The organism is Paenibacillus wynnii (genome assembly GCF_030812855.1).
Classification (GTDB): Bacteria; Bacillota; Bacilli; order Paenibacillales; family Paenibacillaceae; genus Paenibacillus_AQ; species Paenibacillus_AQ wynnii_A.
Map to the genome: position 1 here is coordinate 1 of NZ_JAUSTK010000015.1, position 21,703 is coordinate 21,703.

General features: G+C 44.2%; 18 protein-coding genes. 4 read left to right on the forward strand and 14 right to left on the reverse strand.

The window, feature by feature from the left end; all coding sequences use genetic code 11:
- Positions 1–442: 442 nt before the first annotated feature.
- The 3 genes from J2T20_RS15145 to glgB all read right to left on the reverse strand — a co-directional run bounded on the left by J2T20_RS15145 (position 443) and on the right by glgB (position 5,022).
- Positions 443–904, reverse strand: a complete 462-nt coding sequence (locus J2T20_RS15145; RefSeq protein WP_307589695.1) for a DIP1984 family protein — start codon at positions 902–904, stop codon at positions 443–445.
- Positions 905–1,625: 721 nt separating this feature from the next.
- Complete coding sequence (gene glgA / locus J2T20_RS15150) at positions 1,626–3,053, reverse strand: glycogen synthase GlgA (RefSeq protein ID WP_307589697.1); 1,428 nt, start codon at positions 3,051–3,053, stop codon at positions 1,626–1,628.
- Between the two features lie 31 nt (positions 3,054–3,084).
- A complete protein-coding gene (gene glgB, locus J2T20_RS15155) occupies positions 3,085–5,022 on the reverse strand; it encodes a 1,4-alpha-glucan branching protein GlgB (RefSeq protein WP_307589698.1) in 1,938 nt (645 codons plus the stop codon).
- Between the two features lie 215 nt (positions 5,023–5,237).
- On the opposite strand from glgB, the gene J2T20_RS15160 reads away from it, so the two are divergent.
- Positions 5,238–6,464 (forward strand): glucose-1-phosphate adenylyltransferase, encoded by a 1,227-nt coding sequence (locus J2T20_RS15160; protein ID WP_307589700.1) that lies wholly within the window; start codon positions 5,238–5,240, stop codon positions 6,462–6,464.
- Positions 6,465–6,647: 183 nt separating this feature from the next.
- Here J2T20_RS15160 and J2T20_RS15165 read toward each other — a convergent pair whose 3' ends face one another.
- From J2T20_RS15165 to J2T20_RS15190, 6 genes are all read right to left on the reverse strand, one after another.
- The gene (locus J2T20_RS15165; protein WP_307589702.1) at positions 6,648–7,733 is read right to left on the reverse strand and encodes a GNAT family N-acetyltransferase; all 1,086 of its coding nucleotides are present in this window, start codon (positions 7,731–7,733) and stop codon (positions 6,648–6,650) included.
- A gap of 33 nt (positions 7,734–7,766) precedes the next feature.
- Positions 7,767–9,182, reverse strand: a complete 1,416-nt coding sequence (locus tag J2T20_RS15170) for a sensor histidine kinase (RefSeq protein WP_307589704.1) — start codon at positions 9,180–9,182, stop codon at positions 7,767–7,769.
- Positions 9,179–9,877 carry a response regulator transcription factor gene (locus J2T20_RS15175; RefSeq protein WP_307589706.1) on the reverse strand — a complete coding sequence of 233 codons (699 nt, stop codon included), beginning with the start codon at positions 9,875–9,877 and terminating at the stop codon, positions 9,179–9,181. Before J2T20_RS15175 ends, J2T20_RS15170 begins: the two co-directional genes overlap by 4 nt.
- Positions 9,870–11,174, reverse strand: coding sequence for a hypothetical protein (locus J2T20_RS15180; protein WP_373457810.1), 1,305 nt, complete (start codon positions 11,172–11,174; stop codon positions 9,870–9,872). The genes J2T20_RS15175 and J2T20_RS15180 overlap by 8 nt, the downstream gene beginning before the upstream one ends.
- A gap of 20 nt (positions 11,175–11,194) precedes the next feature.
- Positions 11,195–11,920, reverse strand: coding sequence for a phosphonate ABC transporter ATP-binding protein (locus J2T20_RS15185; protein WP_307589710.1), 726 nt, complete (start codon positions 11,918–11,920; stop codon positions 11,195–11,197).
- A gap of 89 nt (positions 11,921–12,009) precedes the next feature.
- On the reverse strand, positions 12,010–13,188 hold the full coding sequence (locus J2T20_RS15190; protein WP_307589712.1) for an MFS transporter: 1,179 nt from the start codon (positions 13,186–13,188) through the stop codon (positions 12,010–12,012).
- 141 nt (positions 13,189–13,329) lie between these two features.
- On the opposite strand from J2T20_RS15190, the gene J2T20_RS15195 reads away from it, so the two are divergent.
- The 3 genes from J2T20_RS15195 (at position 13,330) to J2T20_RS15205 (ending at position 15,892) form a co-directional block, all read left to right on the forward strand.
- On the forward strand, positions 13,330–14,247 hold the full coding sequence (locus J2T20_RS15195) for an ArsR/SmtB family transcription factor (RefSeq protein ID WP_307589714.1): 918 nt from the start codon (positions 13,330–13,332) through the stop codon (positions 14,245–14,247).
- A gap of 49 nt (positions 14,248–14,296) precedes the next feature.
- Positions 14,297–15,055 (forward strand): HAD family hydrolase, encoded by a 759-nt coding sequence (locus J2T20_RS15200; RefSeq protein ID WP_307589715.1) that lies wholly within the window; start codon positions 14,297–14,299, stop codon positions 15,053–15,055.
- A gap of 99 nt (positions 15,056–15,154) precedes the next feature.
- Complete coding sequence (locus tag J2T20_RS15205; RefSeq protein ID WP_307589716.1) at positions 15,155–15,892, forward strand: DsbA family protein; 738 nt, start codon at positions 15,155–15,157, stop codon at positions 15,890–15,892.
- A gap of 883 nt (positions 15,893–16,775) precedes the next feature.
- Here J2T20_RS15205 and moaA read toward each other — a convergent pair.
- The 5 genes from moaA to J2T20_RS15230 form a co-directional block, all read right to left on the reverse strand.
- Positions 16,776–17,792, reverse strand: coding sequence for a GTP 3',8-cyclase MoaA (gene moaA / locus J2T20_RS15210; protein ID WP_373457809.1), 1,017 nt, complete (start codon positions 17,790–17,792; stop codon positions 16,776–16,778).
- Positions 17,793–17,839: 47 nt separating this feature from the next.
- Positions 17,840–19,342, reverse strand: coding sequence for a nitrate/nitrite transporter (locus J2T20_RS15215; protein WP_307589717.1), 1,503 nt, complete (start codon positions 19,340–19,342; stop codon positions 17,840–17,842).
- A gap of 129 nt (positions 19,343–19,471) precedes the next feature.
- Positions 19,472–20,119: a response regulator transcription factor gene (locus J2T20_RS15220; RefSeq protein WP_307589719.1), complete on the reverse strand. Its 648-nt coding sequence runs from the start codon at positions 20,117–20,119 to the stop codon at positions 19,472–19,474.
- Positions 20,116–21,195: a PAS domain-containing sensor histidine kinase gene (locus J2T20_RS15225; protein ID WP_307589721.1), complete on the reverse strand. Its 1,080-nt coding sequence runs from the start codon at positions 21,193–21,195 to the stop codon at positions 20,116–20,118. The genes J2T20_RS15220 and J2T20_RS15225 overlap by 4 nt, the downstream gene beginning before the upstream one ends.
- Positions 21,192–21,656, reverse strand: a complete 465-nt coding sequence (locus J2T20_RS15230) for a GAF domain-containing protein (RefSeq protein ID WP_307589724.1) — start codon at positions 21,654–21,656, stop codon at positions 21,192–21,194. The genes J2T20_RS15225 and J2T20_RS15230 overlap by 4 nt, the downstream gene beginning before the upstream one ends.
- Between the last annotated feature and the right edge of the window lie 47 nt (positions 21,657–21,703).

Genomic DNA, 21,703 nt, shown 5'->3' on the forward strand with positions numbered 1-21,703 from the left:
GCTGGCCAGCAACTGAGATCCTCTTACATCTTACCAAGGAGTCTTTTTGTTTCTCAAACCCAATATTTCTTCATAATAGGAATGCTGCCCGTTAGTTCAATGAAAATAGAAGTAGCTATCGCAGCAAACTGCCCCTTGTTCGTCCAACTATCGTGTCCCTCTCCTTCGTCATCCATACAAAAATAGACAGTACAGCAATATGCCAACTGTCTCACTGACTACAAATTGAACAAGTCCCCGAACCCGCCCTCACCTAACCATACATCAGCACGTGGTAGTTACATTAAACAATATACAGCCTAGTTACATGCTATCTCGCACTCTTGTTACATTATTGGGCTAATTAGTTGTGTTTTGTAGATATGGCCCTGCATCTACATCATAGGTCCAACTACCCGTTGGTGGGTTGTGCTCGCCTGTATGATCTCGGTTACCAACTTGTTTAGTTATCTAGTAAATCCGTGCTCCAATTTTTCTCCTGGATCTTGAAGTCCAACTCGCGGTATTTCCTAGACAACTCATCGACTTCTTTTTGAAGATCTGCGATCTCAATAGTCGTATAAAATTTCACTTCTTGCCGGCTATATCGTTCTTGCTTGATGGAAGCCTCGTTAAGCAATTCATTCAGGATATTGCGATACTTCATGATGCGATCACGTTCCGCCAATGCTTCTGCCAAGCTTATGCCCGTATCGAACTCGCTTAAAGAGTTCGTCTTATTAATCTTCTTCACCCAGACAGCCAAATCATCCAGCGTCCACCTTAATTCATCTAGCAGCTCAGTTGGCGATTCCGAAGGCTTCTCTCCCTCTTGTACCTTTATGACTCTCCCAAGACGCTGCTTGATCTGCGCTACCTTCCGTTGGCAGTCCGCTCGCATTACAAGCGCTTCCGCTAGTCTCATCGCTAATCCCCTCCGATATCTTCAGAACACAAACACAGTAATCTAAATATACCAAATCATATTATATTTTCCAATTGTTTTTTAAGTTGACCATACAATTATAATTTTTTCTTTTGTGTTCTTTCAATAAATATCCAAGTGTAATACATCAACCAAAATACAACAGGAACTAAAAACACATAGGGTCTCTGATTTGCTGGAAGAAAGAAAAATAAAAATAGCCCAATTATTATCATTGGTGGCATTAGAATATAATACTTTTTCTTATGCACGTTCATCCCCTCCACTTTGTTTAATAATAGCAAAAACCAGAAATGCCGGAATCTCCGGTTATCCTCAGTTGATATAAGATTAGGCGCCTTTCCTGTTTATTGCAATGGTATTCACGACGCGAATGAGATATTTTCCGGAAAACCAGATATAGAAATACACAAAGAAACCTCTCCTTTTGAATGGTTACCCGTACTTCCATTCTACAAAAGAGAGGTTTCTATGCTTTTTTGGGAGATGATTTTGGAATGGATTCCGCTGAACTCAGCGGAAGGACGGAACGATTGTGGAAAAGCGTTAGCGGTCGCCCGAAAGTTTTCCTAAGGAAAACTAGCTTCGAAAGTATAAGCTGTCTCCGGATGTGCACTGCTAAAAGTGTAATTCAATACATCTGGAGACAACAAGCTACTTACGCAACGTTCCGTTTGCGAAGCGTCCGTTCACAGCAGAATTAACTCGTAATCTTTTTGTAAATATCAATATACTGCTGTGCAGATACGTTCCAGCTGTAATCACCGGAGAAAGCGTTCTTGGTCACTTGCTTCCAATGTTCCGGCTTATGGTAGTACGAAACCGCACGGCGTAGTGTAAACATCATGTCATGCGCATTATAGTCGGTAAAGGTAAAACCATTTCCCTCGCCTGTCAGCTCGTCATAGGCCTGTACGGTATCATTCAAACCTCCTGTTTCTCGTACAACAGGTATGCTGCCATAACGCAGGGCTAACAGTTGGCTAATCCCGCAAGGCTCAAACTTGGAAGGCATTAAGAACAGATCGCTGGCAGCATACATTTTGCGTGACAAGGCATCATTGAACAAAATTTGGGAAGAAAGCTTTGTCGGATAACGCCAAGCCGCTTCACGGAACCAACGCTCATAAATCTCATCTCCGGTTCCAAGCAACACAAACTGTATGTCGTCGTAATACAACAGTTCGTCCAGGATACGGGTGATCAGATCAAGGCCTTTGGAATCCACTAGTCGAGTAACCATAGCTATCATGGGGATATGCGGGGCAATAGGAAGTCCTAATTCCTTCTGTAAACCAATTTTGTTTTCTGTTTTCTTCGCCAGATTGGAACGATATTTGCTGAAAATTTGAGAATCATTCGCCGGATTATAGCTCTTGGTATCGATCCCATTCACAATCCCGCTCAAATGCTCAGACCGAGAACTAAGCAAACCCTCGAGTCCATAACCATAATAAGGGGTGCGTATTTCTTCAGCATAGGTTGGACTAACCGTAGTGACGTGATCGCTGTAGACGATACCGCCTTTCATATAATTCACATTACCGTAATATTCAACCCCGCCAAAATAACTGCTATCCAAGCCAAGCAGCCCGTCCAGCACTTCATAAGGAAACACACCTTGGTATAGCAAATTATGGATGGTGAATACGGTTCGCATGTTCGTGTAGAAAGGGTTATGACGGTAATGACCTTGTAACAGCATAGGGATAACCGCAGCATGCCAGTCATGGCAATGCAGTACATCAGGTTGGAAATCAATAGCAGGCAGACATTCCAGAACAGCGCGGTTGTAGAAAGCAAACCTCTCACCGTCATCCATGTATCCGTAAATTCCATCGCGGGCGCCAAAATAATACTCATTATCGATAAAATAAACGGGAATCCCGTCTAAGATGATACGCTCAATTCCACAATATTGGTTGCGCCAGCCTACCAGTACATCCACAACGGCTACAGGCTCCATTTGCGATTTGAATTTTTCAGGAATTCCCCGGAATTTCGGTAAAATTACTCTTACATCTACTCCCGCGCTTTTCAGGGCTTTCGGCAACGCTCCAATTACGTCCGCTAACCCGCCCGTTTTGATAAACGGATGTGCTTCAGCTGCGGCGAATAAAACCTTCATTTAAATTCCCCCATGTCTATAAAGATTTGATTTAAATCGGCTCCGTAACTTCGTTTTTCCGCTTGCGCCCAATTTTTTTCAGTACCACAAAGCTAAGCGGCGGTAGAGTAATCTCCAAACTGTTCAGTTGATTGTGCCACTCCGACTTTTCGCTCTTTCGGGGCGCATTGTGAATTCCTGAACCGCCAAAAGCGGTGGTTTCAGAAGTGAAAATCTCTTCATAGGTTCCCGCAGTTGGAACTCCAATACGATATTGAGGATGTTCTATGGGCTGGAAATTAATAATAATCAACAAGGTATCAACAGGCTTTTTACCTTTACGTATAAAAGAAACTACACTTTGTCCATTGTCATCCGCGTTAATCCATTGATAACCACCCAAGTCATGATCCAGTTCCCATAAAGCTTTTTCGGATAAATACAGCTTATTCAGGTTTGCCGTAAAAGCCCGCATTTGGCGGTGACTCTCATAATCCAAGAGAAGCCAGTCTAACCCCTCCTGATCTTTCCATTCGATAAATTGACCAAATTCACCACCCATAAAGAGCAGCTTTTTGCCGGGATGTGTGATTTGATATCCTAGCAGTTGACGAAGACCCGCAAATTTCTGCTCGTAATTCCCCGGCATCTTATTCAGTAAAGACAGTTTGCCATGAACTACCTCATCATGCGACAAGGGCAGGGTGTAATTCTCTGAATAGGCATAGCAAATAGGGAAAGTTAGCAAGTTGTGATGGTAGGGTCTCGCCGCGAAATCATGTTCTATGTACCCCAGGGTGTCGTTCATCCAGCCCATGTTCCATTTGTAATTGAACCCGAGCCCACCCTCATATACCGGAGAGGTTACTCCTGGCCAAGCACTGGATTCTTCAGCCATCATCAAGGCCTGCGGATAGTTTTCGAAGATGGTCTTGTTGAGGTTCTGCAGAAATTTAATGGCTTCCAGATTCTCGAGCCCACCGTTATTGTTACGCCGGTACTGATGTTCATTTTTCTCAAAGTCTAGTCTCAGCATACTTGTGACTGCATCCACCCGCATTCCGTCAATGTGGAACAAATCGAACCAGAATAGGGCATTGGAAATTAAGAAAGATGCAATCTCAGGTTTACTGAAATCAAACGACAGTGTTCCCCATCCCGGTCTCTCGGCCAGCATCGGATCAGCATATTCGTATAATGGAGATCCATCAAACATCCGAAGCCCATGAGCATCCTTGGCAAAATGGGCCGGAACCCAATCCAGAATAACGCCGATTCCTGCCTGGTGACAGCAGTCAATTAAATACATAAGTTCCTGTGGTTCACCGAAACGACTGGTCGCAGCGTAATAGCCCGTTCCCTGATAACCCCATGATAAATCATAAGGATGCTCAGCAAGAGGCATGAATTCCACATGTGTATAATTCATCTCAAGTAAATAAGGAATTAGCAATTCACTCATTTCCTTATACGTATAATACTCTCCGTCCTCTTTTTGACGCCATGTTCCAAAATGCATTTCGTAAATGTTGAGGGGTTTGTTATACGGAGATTTGCTCTTGCGACGCCATGCCCCGTCACCCCAGCGATACCCATTTATATTTGCCACAACCGACGCAGTAGCCGGACGAACTTCTGACTTGAATGCATAAGGATCTGCTTTTAAAAAACTGGAACCGTCTGCTGCAATTATTCTATACTTGTAAAAAATTCCCACATCCATGCCCGGAAAAAAACGACTCCAAAATCCTGATTCGGGTATCTTATATAATGAATCCACTTCATGACTTCCGTCCCAGCCATTATGATTACCAGCTAGTCCTACATATGTCGCCTGAGGAGCCCACACGGTAAAGCGCACACCGGAAATGCTTTCTTCCACGGCTATGTGCGCTCCCAGAAGGTTGTAGCTACGATAATGGGTACCCTCATGAAATAAGTAAATATCATCAGGGGACGGAATAGTTCCTGTACTTGGTCGCTCTGCCAATTCATCACCACCTTAATATATAGGATGCACCTATTACATTACCCCAAACAGTCCCATTTGAAAATGATTTGACGTGAAAGAAATTTTTTTTTGCATTAAGAAAATAATTAATGTAATTTTTCTTGGTGTACAACAATATATTTCACTTATGTCGTTTCAAGTGGCTGGATTAAGGTTATTTCACAAGTATTAACAAAAAATGGGAGGGACAACAAATGAGTAAACAAGATTGCATCGCCATGCTTTTGGCAGGGGGAGAAGGACGGAGATTAGCTCCCTTAACTTCCAACATGGCAAAGCCTGCAGTCCCATTCGGAGGTCAATATAGAATTATTGATTTTCCTCTCAGCAATTGTGTCAATTCAAAGATTGACACTGTAGGCGTTCTAACTCAATACAAAGCAGACTCACTTCATAGTCATATAGGTGAAGGTGAGCCTTGGGGTCTCCACAATGGAAATCCCAATAAAGGAGTAACCCTTCTTCCTGCCGGAATTGAAGGTAAAGAAACCTATTCTGGAACTGCCGATGCTATTTATAAGAATATTCAATTTATTGACAGCCGCAATCCAGAGCATGTACTTATATTGTCTGCTGATCACATCTATCATATGGATTATCGCCAAATGCTGGATTACCATATTCATAAAAATGCTAAAGCCACCATCTCCGTCTTGGAAGTGCCATGGGAAGAAGCCAGCCGCTTCGGTGTCATGAATGTGGACGATGATCTAAAGATTTCAGACTTCGCCGAGAAACCTAAAGTGCCGAAGAGCAACCTGGCTTCCATGGGAATATACATGTTCCGCTGGGAATACTTGAAGGAACATTTGTTAAGAGACGCCGCTAATCCAATGTCAAGCCATGATTTCGGCAAGGATGTTATTCCCTACATGCTTAATGGTAAAGATGCCCTATTTGCTTACCGTTTTAAGGGCTACTGGCGTGATGTGGGTACCGTTAGCAGCTTATGGGAAGCACATATGGATTTATTGCAATCAGATAATGGCTGGCAGCTGGATAACGCACGCTGGCCGATGTATAGTCGTGCCCGGAGAACTAAGCTGACTGTTCACAAACCGAGAGCGCAGAACCCAACTGCTAGTTCATTGGTGAACGAACATTGTATTTCGGAGGGCAGCCTACAGCATTCTGTTGTATTCGGAGGCGTAGAGATCGGTAAAATGTCCATAATCAAACATAGTGTAGTTATGCCGGGAGTACGCATTGGACGCGGGGTTCAGATCGAGAATGCCATTATCGGTGAAGGTGCAGTGATTAAGGACGGTGCTGTAATCAAGGGAAGTGAAGATCAGATCGTGGTTGTTGGACCTCATGAGATTGTTGCCGCCAAACCTGTTATTCGGACGCAGCCTTCGCGTCTATTACAGGATATCTATGAGAAAGCCGAACGTCTGCGTGCTGAAGGACTTCCTTCATAACAGTAGGCCTTGAATAAATAAGGGGCTGTCTCAAAAGCAGATATTTTTCACGAATAAGACAGCCTTTTGCACTTCAAAGCATGTAAAAGCTAAAAATCTAGCCAGTCTCCGGGTTATTGGAGACTGGCTAGTTTTCAATTCTTTTTGCTTTTTTTTGGAGAAAGCCTGACTTCTTCTGGTTAGTTAGAATTTATATTTTTGTTCCCATTCTCTATCCAGCATACTCATTTCAATGCAATCCACATAACCATCGGTGAACCTTGCCGCTTCACGCTGGCTGCCCTCACGGCGAAACCCTGCTGCTTCATAGGATTTCAGTGCCGAAGTATTGAAGTCGAACACGCCGAGTGATACCCGGTGCAACTCCAACGCTTGAAATGCAATACGCAGCATCTCCTGCATCATTCTAAGACCGATACCCCGGCCCCGATAATCCGGATCGATGACAACCCTCCCCACCCTAGCGGAACGGTTGTCTCTGTCAATATTGGCGAGACTGATATGGCCTATAACTTGACCAGAAGTTTTATGTACGGCGCTATAGATTAAGAGGTTAGAATCTACTGAGTGGTTAGCGTTAGTGATGTACTTTAACAGCTCTTGGTCCTCGATCGGGAATGTTAAGGACGGGCCGGCCCACTGCTTCAAGAACTCCGGTGAATCCGCCCAGCTTTTTAAATACTCAAAATCAGCCTCACCGAAATAGCGAAGTATGATCTCATCTGCATCACCGGTATCCTTAAACTTCTCATACAGGTTTACCAGTCGCCCTCCACCCATATCATTAGAACCCATAAAATGAAAACCCAGACTTTGATAATACCGGTTAAGCTTCACGTTATGGGCCACGGTATCAAATCTCAGACCTTTAAGGCCCCTTTCGATCGCCAGTTCAGCGGCAAAATAAAGCATTCTACTACCCAGGCCGGATCCCCGATAGGATCTTGCAACGGTCAACCGATGCAAATAGGCATACGAATCATCATTCCTTGGTCCCCAATACTGGGGATCCGTGAACTGCAGAGTAAAGAGTCCGATAATCTCATCTTTCTCTAAGGCAAAGTAGACCTCTCTATCCTCGAAATAACCGACGATGTCCGCTTCGTTAAACTGACCGGGTGTCCATTGTTTGATTCCTTTGCTTTCCATCCATCTCGCTGCATCCTGCAGCAGCAATAAAATTTCACCCGCACGGCTAGGTTCACCGCGAACAATAGTTATCGGGCACTGAGAGAGATGATTAAGTTCAGCAGCAGTATTTCCCTCCATAGCACTGCCTCCTCTTTTTGTTGTAGATATCATTTAATCTTCAGTTTGAGTTAGCACTGGTAGGACATCCATCAATGGGAGAATAACAGTGACCTCTGTTCCTTTTCCGAGTTCGCTGTTCAATTCAAGGCGGCCGTTATGGAGCTCAACCAACTGCTGCGAAATTGCCAAACCCAATCCGGTTCCTCCATTCAGCGCATCGACCTGAAAAAAACGATCCCGTACTCTCAACAGATGCTCTTCACTGATACCTATTCCGGCATCGCGCACCTTCATAATGGCTTCAGTCTCTGATAATCGCTTTGCTGATAGACCTATAATTGAATCCTCATGAGAGAACTTCACGGCATTGTCGACCAGATTAAGAAAAACCTGCTTCAACCGATTGGCATCACCTTTTACCATGATGCTCTCTTCACTTTCCAACCGCAGCTGGATCCTTTTCTTCTCGGCCTTCGCCCAAACGTTAAGAATTGTCTCCTGCAGTAACTCCTTGACGTTAACAGTACCCATAGACAGCTTCATCTCATTTTGCTGCAGCTTGGCGAAATCAAGAATCTCTTCCACCAAGCCAATTAGCCGGTCGCTCTCTTTAGAGATAATACCCATCCCAAGCTTCGTTTCCTCGGGATCATAACCTCCGGAGATTAACGTTTCACTCCATCCTTTTATACTGGTAAGAGGCGTTCGAAGCTCATGTGATATGGACGAGATGAAATCATCTTTGATTTGGTTGCTGCGAACAATTTCTTGGGCCATGTAATTGAGCGTCGAAGCCAAATCCCCAATCTCGTATTTGTAATTCCCCTTAATTCTTGTATTGAACCTGCCTTTAGCCATCTGTGCAGATACGGCAGTAATGTTATTAAGCGGTTTTACGATAGAATTTGCCAAGCCAAAGCTGAAAATAACTACGATCGCGAGAACAGCTGCACCAATTCCCACCGACAGTAAGGAGAGATTTAATAAATCAGCGTTAATTCCCGCCACAGAGGTTAAGTATCTTAGCACGAAGGTGTCCTTACCGTGAATTTGGAGAACTTTAGAAACCGCCATGACACTCTCGTTGGTTCCAGGCTGTCTTCCCACCCATCGACCTATGCCGCCCCCTGCTGCTTCGGGCACATCACTCGTAGTAATTATCCGATCAGGCTGAAAGCCTGTTGAACTGGTAATCATATCCCCATCCAGTGTCAGCACTTGCAGTTCAGTATTGTAAAGTGTAAAGCTATCAAGCACCTCTTGTAAGGGAACGTTCTCCCCAGAGAGCTGATATTTCTGGAAATATCCCTCTGCTGTACTGATATGGGTAGTGATTGTAGAGTAAATGCTTTCGTAATAATAGGTACGGATAGCCAGCAAAAAAATAACTTCCACCAGGAGAAGCGCTAAGAAGACTACAAGAATGTAGTGCAGGACGATTTGTCTGCGCATCCCCTTCTTAATCATTGTCCTTGGCCTTTCCACTTATAACCGTGCCCCCATACGGTTTGTAAAAACTCCGGATCTGAAGGATTGTTCTCTATTTTCTGACGCAGTCGGCGAATGTTCACATCAACGATCTTCGGATCCCCCATATATTCTTTGCCCCATACATGATCCAGAAGCAAGTCTCGGCTCAACGGAGTATTTTCTTTCTCAAGAAAATATTGAACCAATGAAAATTCAGTAGGTGTAAGCTCTATGGCTTCCCCGTTTCGTTTAAACTGCTTGGAAATAAGGTCAAGAGTGTACGGTCCTGATTGAAAGGATACCTTAGCCGATTGCTCTCGATGAACATTCACCCGGCGCAGCAGGGATTGGATACGTGCGATAAGTTCTGTAGGACTGAACGGTTTACTGATATGATCGTCAGCTCCCACAGAAAGGGCGTATACCTTATCCTGCTCCTGTACTTTGGCTGTCAGAAAAATAATACCTAGGCGTTCGTTCGTCTCCCGAATGCGTCTGCACACTTCGAAGCCATCGATTCCAGGAACCATAACATCCAATAGTGCAATATCAATATCAGGCACTGTTGTAAGCTTGTGCAAGGCTTCATTTCCGTCAGCAGCCTCCAGCACCTCGAACCCGTTGCGCTTTAGATTAATCACAATAAAACTGCGGATGGAATCCTCATCCTCCAGGATTAATACTTTACTCATCTATTCCCTTCCTCTCCATGGGGGCAGCATTTTTTGCTTTTTTCTCCCCGGTAATAGTCTGCTCAAGCTTTCCGCGATAACCGATAACCTTGTCGGTGTCTTTACCCCATAGTTCCCAGCCGTTATCCTTCACCCGTTCCCATTCATTCAACGAGAAGAAGGACACCTCCGCAACCGTCTCACCTGAATCGGACATCATGAATTTGAGGTATTCATCCTGGATGGATTTCGTATCTAATGTAACCTTTCCATACCATTCCGGAGGGAAATCAATATAAAAGCGGTCAGATGGATCGCGATACTGCTGCTTTGCAAATATGATATCGGTCTTTCCATCCCACTTGTAATACGAAGTAAAGTAAGGAATTGCGTTCGGATCGAAATATTCCCAGCCTTTGGGTGCCTCCAGAATACCGATCTCTATAATTCCGTCACCGTCAATGTCCTGACTTAGAATCCGGCGATCCCTGAAGGTTCGATCATTCCCGCCAACAACTACGCGCAGCTTGTTATTCTCCATCACTACAATATAGCTTGAAGCGGAATGTGCATTGACAGCAGCATCCAGAACGATACCTTCTTTATCTTCAGCTACTTTTCCTGCGACAATGTTGTAATAATTATTAATATACGGATCTAGTGTATCCAGCTTATCAAGCTGTTGAAACCCGTCAGCATATTGATAAGTCGTAACCGTAGCAATCTCATTACGCTTCAGTGAAACTGCAGTAATATCCTCAATGCCGTCCCCATTCAGATCATCTATGACATACTTCGTGTAAGACAATTGCAATACCTCACCAAGCGAAGAACCCGAATAGCTGTAGACGACAAGGCCCTTCTGAAGTCCTTCATCTCCCCGTGAGAAGCCCGCCACAATATCCAGCTTGCCATCATTAGTAACATCCTTCAACACAACTGACTCCAGAACCGTTCCCTCACCGTCGAATACGAGCTTCTTCACCCAGGAACTTCCCTGATTCTCAAGGATCATTCCATGTATCTGTACCGCTTCCCCGGGGGTCTGATAAAAGACTATCGTTTCCGGTATTCCATCGTTATTCAAGTCCTCGGTAAAAATGGAACTGTCATCATCATTAGTAGGTCGTATCAATAAGGAGCCTGCCGGCTTCAGAGTATTAATTGCGGTCATAAGTGTTGCCTTATCCTCGGAAAGCTCCGGCATTGTCATTCGGGAAACAGGATCACTTATAAAGGAAGTGCAGCCTGATAGCACAGACATTGCGAGTAGTACAGTCAGTAAATGCCGCAGACCTCGTAATTTCAATTTGATCACTCTTTTCCATGGTTCGAGATTCAAAGGTTAACCCGTTCCTGAGAAGTTAGACGGCGGCCTTTAACATCATGCTTGATTTTACCGTCTTCCAACACCCAAAGGCGTGAAGCATAACGTTCAGCAAGTTCCAAGGGCAGCACGGTCACAATAGTCAATCCCGTTTCCCTACATAGATTGCGTAGAGTATCCATGACTTTTTCAGCCGATTTCGGGTCAAGACCCGTCACCGGTTCATCCGCCAAAATCACTTTTGCACCATGTGTCAATGCACGGGCAATGGCTACACGCTGCCGCTCACCACCGCTCAGCTGGCTTGTTTTCAGCTTGGCCTTGTCCAGCAGGCCAAGTGCATCAAGCTCATCCATGGCACCCATATAATCATCTGAGCGAACCATACCGGTAACCATACGCCATATCGGCGTCTGTGCGGATTGGCCGACCAACACATTTTTGAGCGCAGTACGGTTAGGATTCAGTTCGGCATTCTGCTCTAAATATGCCCATTCACGGCGTATCTTTCGCTTGCCTCCAAAGATTTTACCCAGAATATTTACGCCACCCACCTTAAAGGTTCCGCTATCCCATTTCTCCCGAAGGGCCAAACAACGGAGCAACGTTGTCTTACCGCTGCCGCTCCCCCCTATTAAGGCAACTAGCTCTCCTTCTTCCAGTTGAAAGCTAATATCCTTCAAAACTGGGTTTTTATCTTCTCCTACGGCTTTTGCTAGATGTTCAACTTTAATCATTACTTAGTCTCCCCTATCCTTATCTCTACTTATATAGTGTATTGGAAAGTGAGATCAAATTCCATGCGAGCACTCGTTCTTATCTTACCTCAAATCTTTAGGCGTGGCGAGAATAATAACCCCATTAAGCCGAACATAATGTATAAGACACCCATGAGTCCAAAAACACCGCCGCCCCAGCCATATTCCAGCAGAAAACCACCGATACCAGGACCCACAATACTTCCGGCGCTATAATGAAAGGAAGACACCACATTAGCTGCCGGAAGCAGGTTACGCGGTAAAATATCGGCTGCATAGGCCAGACCCAATGAGAAGAAAGAGCCTACAAATCCCCCAGCAACCATAAGGAGCAGAAACGTTAACGAAAATCTATCCTTAGCCAGAGGCAGCAGTGTAAAGGCGAGACCGCCGACAATACCGCACAACATCAGTATTTTTTTGCGACCGAATCGATCACTCCACAAGCCAAGCGGAAGCTGCAGCATTAATCCTCCGATTCCCGCAAAAGGCAGCAGCGCTGCGATCTGATTTTCACTATAACCGATTCGCAGTCCGTACACAGGAAAGTTACTGTTCAAGGTTGCTTCCATATATCCGTATAAGAGTGCTGGAATTAAGGCATACCAAGCTAGACTGTAGCTTCTCCCAAAGCGTTTCGCTTGCCCCTCCCCGCCTTCTACTTTATCCGGACGGGAATTAGGCAGTTTAGTTGCAGTAAGCACGAGTACTAATAGAAATAAAAAAGCTAAGGCGATAAACGGAACCGACTGACCAAATCGCAGCAGACTAATTCCGACCGGTCCAAGACTGAATCCAAGTCCGTAAGACATCCCATACAAAGAAAGATTACGTCCACGATGCTCCGGAGGTGTCATTAGCAGTACCCATAACTGAGCAGCATAGTTGATTGCCGCGTCCCCAACACCTACCAACAGTCGAAGGATAAACCAGACTTTGATCCCGGACAGTACCGGAAATAGCAGTAAACAGACCAATACAAGGCTGATCCCGGCTGCAATCAGTTTTTTAAAACCAATTGCACCCAGTAAACGCTCTGCAATCAGAGTCATGGCGAAAGAACCAATATATAAGGAAGCGGCGTTCAGGCCGTTGAGGGAGGATGAAACCCCTTGCTGCTCCAAAAGAATAGACAGAACCGGAAGTAACAGTCCTTGACTGAGTCCTGCCGATACAATAACAGTGATAAGAATAAGATAATGCGTCTTGCTATTCTGGTTCGCGGTTGAAGAAGTAAGACCTGACACGAATGGTATCCCCCTATGGTTTACAATGGTTAGATTCTCTAGCATCTATTGGCAAACACCCAACATTATAGTGGACAACCTCCTTCAAAACAAGTGATAATATATAGAAGTGACAGATTTCCTGGGAGGAATGTATGCTTCATGAAATACGAATTGAAAATCGACGTCTCACCGGTGTATGAGCTGATTGACAGCTTCATGTTATACGTAACAAGGAAATGGATCTCTAATCTCGATATTGGACCCGATTGGGTCCGTGACGTAGAGAGCCGAATCCCCCCTCAAAAGGTTGCCACACTGCTTCAAGCAGCAGATTGGCCCTTCAATGATTACGATGTGTTGTATGCCTGTGCATACAGTGGCGGACCTGCATCGAACGTGCTTGAATTCCTGGATGAGCTGGAGTCGGCTTCTATAGATGAATGGTATCAGAGATTAGTACCCTTTCTGCCTGACTTCACTTTGGAGGAATGCTACCGAATCAAGAGCAGCTACAGCCCGCTGCTGCGACTGTGGCATGAACAATATTTCCGACACGTAGAGAATCAGATTCTACCCTTATTAATTGAGGACGCAGCCGAGAAAAAGATGCTTCAAAGTAAGATGGACCCTATAGCCTTAATAGAGTATGCCTCAGGCGGTGTTGTAATTGAAGAAATTCCGGACTTGCAGACCATTGTACTGCTGCCTACCGTACATAACCGCCCTATTAATACCTACTGCTTCTACAAGACACTGATGCTGATCCAGTATCCTGTTGATGTCCCCGTTGAAAATGAGGACGAGCCTCCAACTGTGCTGCTGCGAATGACCAAGGCGTTGTCCGATCCTAACCGACTGAAGTTACTTCGGTATGTAGCCCATGAACCTAAATCGCTATGGGAAATGCAATCGGAACTGAATCAATCCGGTGATATGCTAATGCATCATCTGATGATGCTGCGGGTAGCCGGGTTGCTGCGTATCCATTTACGCGATGAACAAAATGAACGTTTCAGCATCCGCCCAGACGGGGCGTCGGAGTTGCAAATGTTCCTCGAATCGTATATTCGTTTATAATAATGATAAGAACAGATATAGATATAGATAAGGATAAGGAGTGAGCGATATGAAATATTTGACTCAACAAGTAATCTTCGATCTGGACGACACACTGGTCCACTGCAACAAATATTTTGACCTCATTCTGGGCCAATATTTCGAGATGATGACCGATTGGTTCGCGGATTTTGGTCCGACCACCGCAGAACTCCGTAGCAAGCAAGTGGAAATTGATGTAGAAACAGTTAGCTCAAGCGGCTTGGCAAGTGACAATTTCCCCAAATCTCTAATCGCGACATATCGCTTTTTCAGTAATAAATATAATCGTCCTGCAGATTCTTTCCAGGAGCAGCAGTTGATGAAGCTGGGACTCAGTGTATACGATCAGGAAATTGAGGCGTATCCCGGTATGGTAGAAACCTTGGATACCCTGAAGCAAGAAGGTCATCACCTATTTTTATACACGGGTGGAGACGATACGATCCAACAGCGCAAAATTAAACAAATGAAGTTGGACGCCTATTTTGACGATCGTATTTTTATCCGCCAACATAAGAATGTGGAATCCCTCGAGGAGATTTTGTCACGTCATAATTTTGACCGCAAACGCACTTGGATGATCGGCAACTCCCTGCGTACGGATGTACTGCCTGCTGTTACCGCAGGAATTAACAGTATTTATCTGAAGCAGCAAAATGAATGGCTTTACAATTTAATCGAATTGCAGCGCGAAATGCAGCAGTCAGTATTAACGATTTCTTCCATCAGCGAGGTTCCACCTGTTATCCGATCATCTGCACAGCAGCAGCACAAGCACCACGGATAATTTTTTTAGACTTCTGTTAGAAATGACATATTCATCTTGCGTAGGAATGATTATACTGTTTGAGTTCAGTAGATATCATCTTGCGCAGGAGGAAATACTATGAAGAGAAGCTCTAATCCGAAGTCAAGTCCCAAAAATAAATATGCCATTCCGATGCTTATTGCCGCATTGACCGTCGTTATTCTGATTGGTGCACTTGTGCTCATCAAAGACAGAACGGGTAGTGATACTTCTGACCTGGACAATTTACCGAATTACACCGAGGTGGAAGGTAAGATTGTTGTAGATGGTCTGAAATATGAGAAACAACCTCATCTCGGCAGCAGTACCGCCACTATAAAAGTTATTGAGTTTGCCGATTTCAAATGCCCTTCCTGCAAGAAATGGACAGAGCAGTACCTGGATCAATTTATCAAAGATTATGTAGACACAGGTAAAGTGGAGTTTTTCTTCATGAACTTCGCCTTTCTGGATCGTGACTCCTATCTGGCTGCCAGTGCGGGTGAGGCCATTTATAAACAAAGTAATGAGAAGTTCTGGGATTATGTTCATAAGCTGTATGCCAATCAGGGTGATGAGAGTGAAATTTGGGCTACTGAAAAATTCATCCTGAAATTCGTTAAGAAAAATATCGATGGCATCGACTATGCTCAGTTTGAGAAGGACCTTAAGAACCAGACCTATATGTTCGATGTAAAAGAAGATTTCAAAATTGCCGGTTCATTTGGAGTTAACGGTACTCCACAGTTCATGGTGAATGGCGTTCTTCTGAAGGACTCTTCCTATGAGAGCCTAACGGATGCTATTGATGCACAGCTGTCTGATGCCAGCAATTAATCAATTATTAGCAACAGTGGGGTGTCCCAGAAAACCATGCAAAATGGTAGCTGAGACACCCCTTTCTTTGAGTAAAATTACGTTGCTTTTTAAAAGGACGCTCCGATAACGGAACGTTGCTCCAATCGCTGTTGTCTTCAGATGTATTTGAATTACACTTAGCAGTGTACATCTGAAGACAAAGGCGACCGCTAACGCTTTTCCGCAATCATTCCGTCCTCTCTGCTGGCTTCAGCGTAGACCCGAATCAAAATCTCTCCTTGAAATACAAATAAACCTTTTGTGGTAAAAAGGAAGTTTCACATAACATTATTTAAGAAGATCTTTCATTCTAAATTGGGATATACCATGGACAACTTTGCTAACCAATAGATTTACAGGAACACTCCAGTGTCGCTACGAGAGCAAAAAAAACGGAAGTTTTTTACGAAAACTTAAGCACACTATCATGGCCCCAGCTACGAAGACTGTCCGCTGAATCCGCTTGCACGAAAAAATCCGGATGCCTGAATTGGAGTGTGTATTCGACAATTGAAAAATGAGAATGGCTGTCTCATACGTAAAAAGTCTACTTCAAGAAAATTGTATCCAAAATTGAAGGCCATTCAGTCGATAAGTGAATTCCGTTACAATTTCAGATACAATCTTAAACCTTATGGGACAGCCTCCATTTCTTAATGAATGAATTTAAAAAAAGCTACCTGATAGCAGCGGAGAGGACGGAACGATTGCGGAAAAGCGGCAGCGGTCGCCTTTGTCTTCGGATGTACACTGCTAAGTGTAATTCAAATACATCTGAAGACAACAGCGATTGGAGCAACGATCCGTTCGCGGAGCGTCCATTCACAACAACTAAGTCTTACTCAAAAGAAGATCTATGTTGTTAACCCCCGATATAAGACATTCCTATCTTACTGCGAGATTTATCCATGTGTGTCGCCCGCTCATCCGAATATCGGTCTGCGCGTTGTTCCCAAACCTGGCGAATGGTTGCCAGCAACTCCGCGTCAGAGGCTCCACCTCGAATTAAATCACGCAAATCAAAGCCCTGTTCTGCAAATAAACAAGTAAACATTTTACCATCAGAGGACAACCTAGCACGCGTACACGTTGAACAAAACGACTCCGATACCGACGTAATGAAGCCTATCTCAGACTTACTGCCTTTGTAGCGGTAACGTTTTGCCACTTCCCCATAATAATTCTGCTCTACAGGTTCTAGGGTGTATTCCGCTTGCAAATGATCAAAGATCTCTTGTTTCGAAACCACACTCTCCAGATTCCATCCATTGTCATTCCCAACATCCATGAATTCTATAAAACAGAGTGTGACTCCATACTCCTTAAAAAAGGTAGCCATCGGCAGGATTTCTTGCTCGTTCATCCCCCTTCGCACCACCATATTCACTTTAATTTGAAACCCAATGCTTCGCGCATATTCGATATTAGCCAGAATTACCGAAGGCTTTACTCCTCGCCCATTGATTGCCGCTAAAACTTTGGCATCCAGTGCATCCAAACTAATGTTAAGCCGGCGCAAGCCTGCATTATATAAATCATATGCTTGTGCATTCAACAGCATCCCATTGGTCGTTAATCCAATGTCGTCTACTCCCTCTAATTGAACTAGCCTTTGCACCAGCTCTGCCAGATTGCGACGCATTAGAGGTTCACCGCCAGTCAGACGAATCTTCTTCACCCCGAGTGAAGCAAATAAATCTGCCAGCCGCATAATCTCATCAAAGGTCAGCTGCTCCTTTTCAGGTAAAAAAGCATAATCATCCCCGAATATTTCCTTAGGCATACAGTATTGGCAGCGTAAATTACAGCGGTCTGTGACTGAAATACGCAAATCACGAATCGGACGCTGTAGCTGATCCATCAATATCTCTGTTCCCACGACCCTGATCCCTCCAGTTGGTATTACGCTGCAGCATCTTATAGATTCTATGCTCCACTCCTTTGGAAGGTGATATCGCTAAACGTTCCTACATATCGTATCACTTCTCCTGTAGCATCCTTCACAACATTTATGGTTATTAGCTCCAAGTACTCTTCCCCGCTTTTTCTACGGTTCCAGATCTCCCCCTGCCAACTCCCTTGTTGTGTAATGTCCTTCCACATCTCTTCATAAAAGGCCTGAGCTTGTTTCCCAGATTGAAGAACGCTCGGATTTTGCCCGAGGATCTCTTGCTCAGAATACCCAGTTAGCTGTGTAAAAGCCGGATTGACCGCATGAATTCTCCCGTTCACATCCGTCACCAAAATCCCTTGTCCCGTAGAACGGAAGACTTCGGAGGAAAGAGCTAATTTCTCATGATAATACAGCCATACCACAAGCACAAAGCTGGCGAACGAGACTTGGGACAATGCCATGAAGCCGATGGAATATTGGCCTGTTATAGAATAAATCATAGCCAGCATCAGTGGTGGGAAAAATCCGCCCAAGCCGCCCATCATCGAGACAATTCCATTCGCGATCCCTGCCTGTTTATTCAAATACAGAGGAACAAGTTTGAAAATAATCCCGTTACCTAAGCCCGCACACATGGCAATAGTTAAGCTGCCAACCGTATACAGTCCAATGGAAGGTGAGAAAGCCAGCACAATTCCCGCGAATGTAAGACCCATAAATACACCCATCAGTAAAAATAACGGTTTCAACTTATCGGCAAGCCAGCCGCCAATCGGCCTCAGGAAGGTAGCTACTGCTATAAAGCCAGCCGTCCGAATACCTGCGTCTACTTTTTCAAGTTCAAAATGGGAGACCAGGAAGTTCGGTAAATATACAGTAAAAGCTACGAACGATCCGAACGTAATAAAATAGAATATCGATAAAAACCACAGCTTATCATTTTTATAAACGGCTTTCATTTGTTCAATGATAGGTGTTGTTACTTTCGTTTCTTGCTTATCACCCAAAAAGATGTTCAAGCCCGCAAAAATAAGCAGCAGTACTAGATAAAGTTTTACGGTCATAGACCACCCTATTTGTGTAGCAATAAGCGGTGCAGAAAAGGTGGTAATAGCAGTTCCAATGTTGCCTATACCATAAATCCCGTTCACTAAACCGAGCTTTTCCTTGGGGTAATATTTGGGCAGAGAAGTTACACCAACGGAAAATACGGCACCACCAATTCCCAGAAACAATCCGCCAATCACTAAGTCCATATAGGAAGAAGCTACGCTAATGTAAAACACCGGAAATAGAAGAAGAATAAAGCTTGCTGAAAAAATAATCCGTGCCCCTAAAATATTAGCGTAATAACCAAGCGGTATTCTTAAAATCGATCCCAAGACGACAGGAATAGCTGTAACCATCGCAAGCTTCTCCGCCGGAATTTGGATATCCTCCCGAATAAACGGGAGCAGCGCTGAAATAATAACCCATACCATAAAACCTACGATTAGATTCAACGTTTGAAGCGATAATTGTAGCTTCCTTATCATCCAGAATCACCTTTTCCAAGTATTGTGAATGACAACTATGTGGATCCCCCAACTCTATTTTAGATGAATCTTCCCAAAAAATAATAGGGATTCCCCCTTGATTCTGATGAGGGAATCCCTATATCACATTTAGAAATCAAACAGCTTTTTTCGAAGGGCATATTCTACAAGTTCAGGACGGCTTTTCAATTGGAGCTTCTCCATTATTTTTGCTTTGTGTGCTTCAACCGTTTTTACGGATACAAACAGCTTTTCAGCGATTTCCTTATTACCATAGCCTTTTGCGATCAGAGGCAGAATTTCCGTTTCGCGCGTGGATAGTATTTTATAAGGATCGTTCTCGTTGCTACCCTGATCCTTCTTGATATAATCTCTGACCAATGAGGTTGCCATTTGCGGATGAATATATGTCCCTCCTTTATAGACCATGCGTATAGCAGACAACAGCTCCTCGTCAGGTGCATTTTTCAATACATACCCTGAAGCGCCGCTCTTAAGGACATGAAATAAATACTCTTCATCATCATACATCGTTAGAACGATGATTTTGGTATCGGGATAATCGCTGCTTATTTTTCCTGTAGCGATCAGTCCGCTCTCACCAGGAGGCATACTTAAATCCATTAACAGGATATCTGGATGGTGCTTTCCTACCATCAGGTAGGCTTCCCTGCCGTCCGCAGCAGTCGCCACAACCTCCATATCCGCCTGATAGTTCAGTATCATTGAAAATCCGCTCCGAACAACAGCATGATCATCCACAATAACGATTCTCATTGAAGGGCTTCCTCCTCGATTCTAACCTCTGCCAGCGGAATGTATAGTTGAATGGTAGTTCCCTTCCCGATATCCGACGTCAGAGTCAACTGGCCATTCACTAATTCCGACCGTTCCCGCATTCCATATAGACCCAGCCCGGTGCCTTTAACTTCACCAGAATCCAGAATAAAGCCTACCCCCTCATCCCTTACGATTAGCTGTAAATAACCATTCTGTTCAAATAATTTAACATAGACCTGATCTGTGTCTGCATACTTAAGCGCATTCAACACGGCTTCCTGACAGACTCGGTACACCACCGTTTCAATTTCGTTGCTATAACGGGCAGCTGATAACTCTGCCGAGAAATCAATGAGTACTCCGTAATTCTTTTCGATACCTTTGAAGTGTGAGCGGAAGGCTGCCTCTAGACCGAGATCATCTAACGAAGCCGGGCGCAGCTCAACAGATAAATGGCGGATATCATCGAGCAGCCTTGTAATGGAAATCTCGGTTTGCTGTATTTTCCGCAGAACATCCTCATTGACGTTCATATATTTAATGACACGCAAATCAACCAGTGAACTAAGCAATTCTTGAGCCACACTATCATGCAGCTCCCGAGAGATGCGTTTGCGTTCATCTTCCTGAGCCTTAATAATATATTTCAGCATCTTCGACTGGTATAACTTTTCCTGTGTCTGAAATTGCTTTGTTAGATTAAGCAGCATGAAAATACGTGTTCCGCTAGTCTCATCAATCAAATGATAGCTGGCTGCATAAGGAACAATCCCTTGATTCCGCGTCTTTAAATAAACCTGGAATGAGGAGAAGTCTTCTTTGGGGCTTACCAAATAACAATTGCAGCAGGATATTGCCTCCTGTTCGCTCATATAGCCTTGGCAGGACTGACAAAGAGAGTTTTCTTCGTTTCTGTACATCCTTTCGATAACATCGGTATCGAGTATATTCTCAGCAGCCGGATTCATAGCCAGAACCTTACCATCCCTATCAATAAAAAAGATTGCTTCAATGCTATTTTCATACATTTTACCTAACAATAAAGTCAAGCTATCACCGGTGAGTGGGATCATTCTATTACCCTCTCCTTTGCATACAGGGAACCAAATTCAGGGCCAATCTCCTCTTGGATCAAATGAAACAAAGCCTCGGTTAAGGCATTTTCCTGGCGAAAGCCGAATAAAAGTACACCCATTACACGGTTATAGCTCCATAGGGGGAGTGCTCCCAAGCTTTGAAGGCGTTCCGCCACAATAATGGGGTAATTAAATAAATCTTTGGCTCCGATATCCATATTTACATTTTTCATAAGCAGGGGTTTCCCCGTTTTGAATACTACACCGGCGATCCCTTTGCCTGATTGCAGCGCAATCCGTTTATACCGATTGTTAATATTTCCGGAAACGAATTGCCAAGTTAGGACAAACCGATCCTCAGCAGGCTGTACTAACGCAACTGACACAAAGTCCAAACCAAATCGGCTTCGAAGGTTATCGATCTCCTTCTGGTAATTATACCTCGGCTTATCATTCATATCCTGGACTCCCTTGGATGAAGAAAAGAAGGCAGCCATCGCCTTCT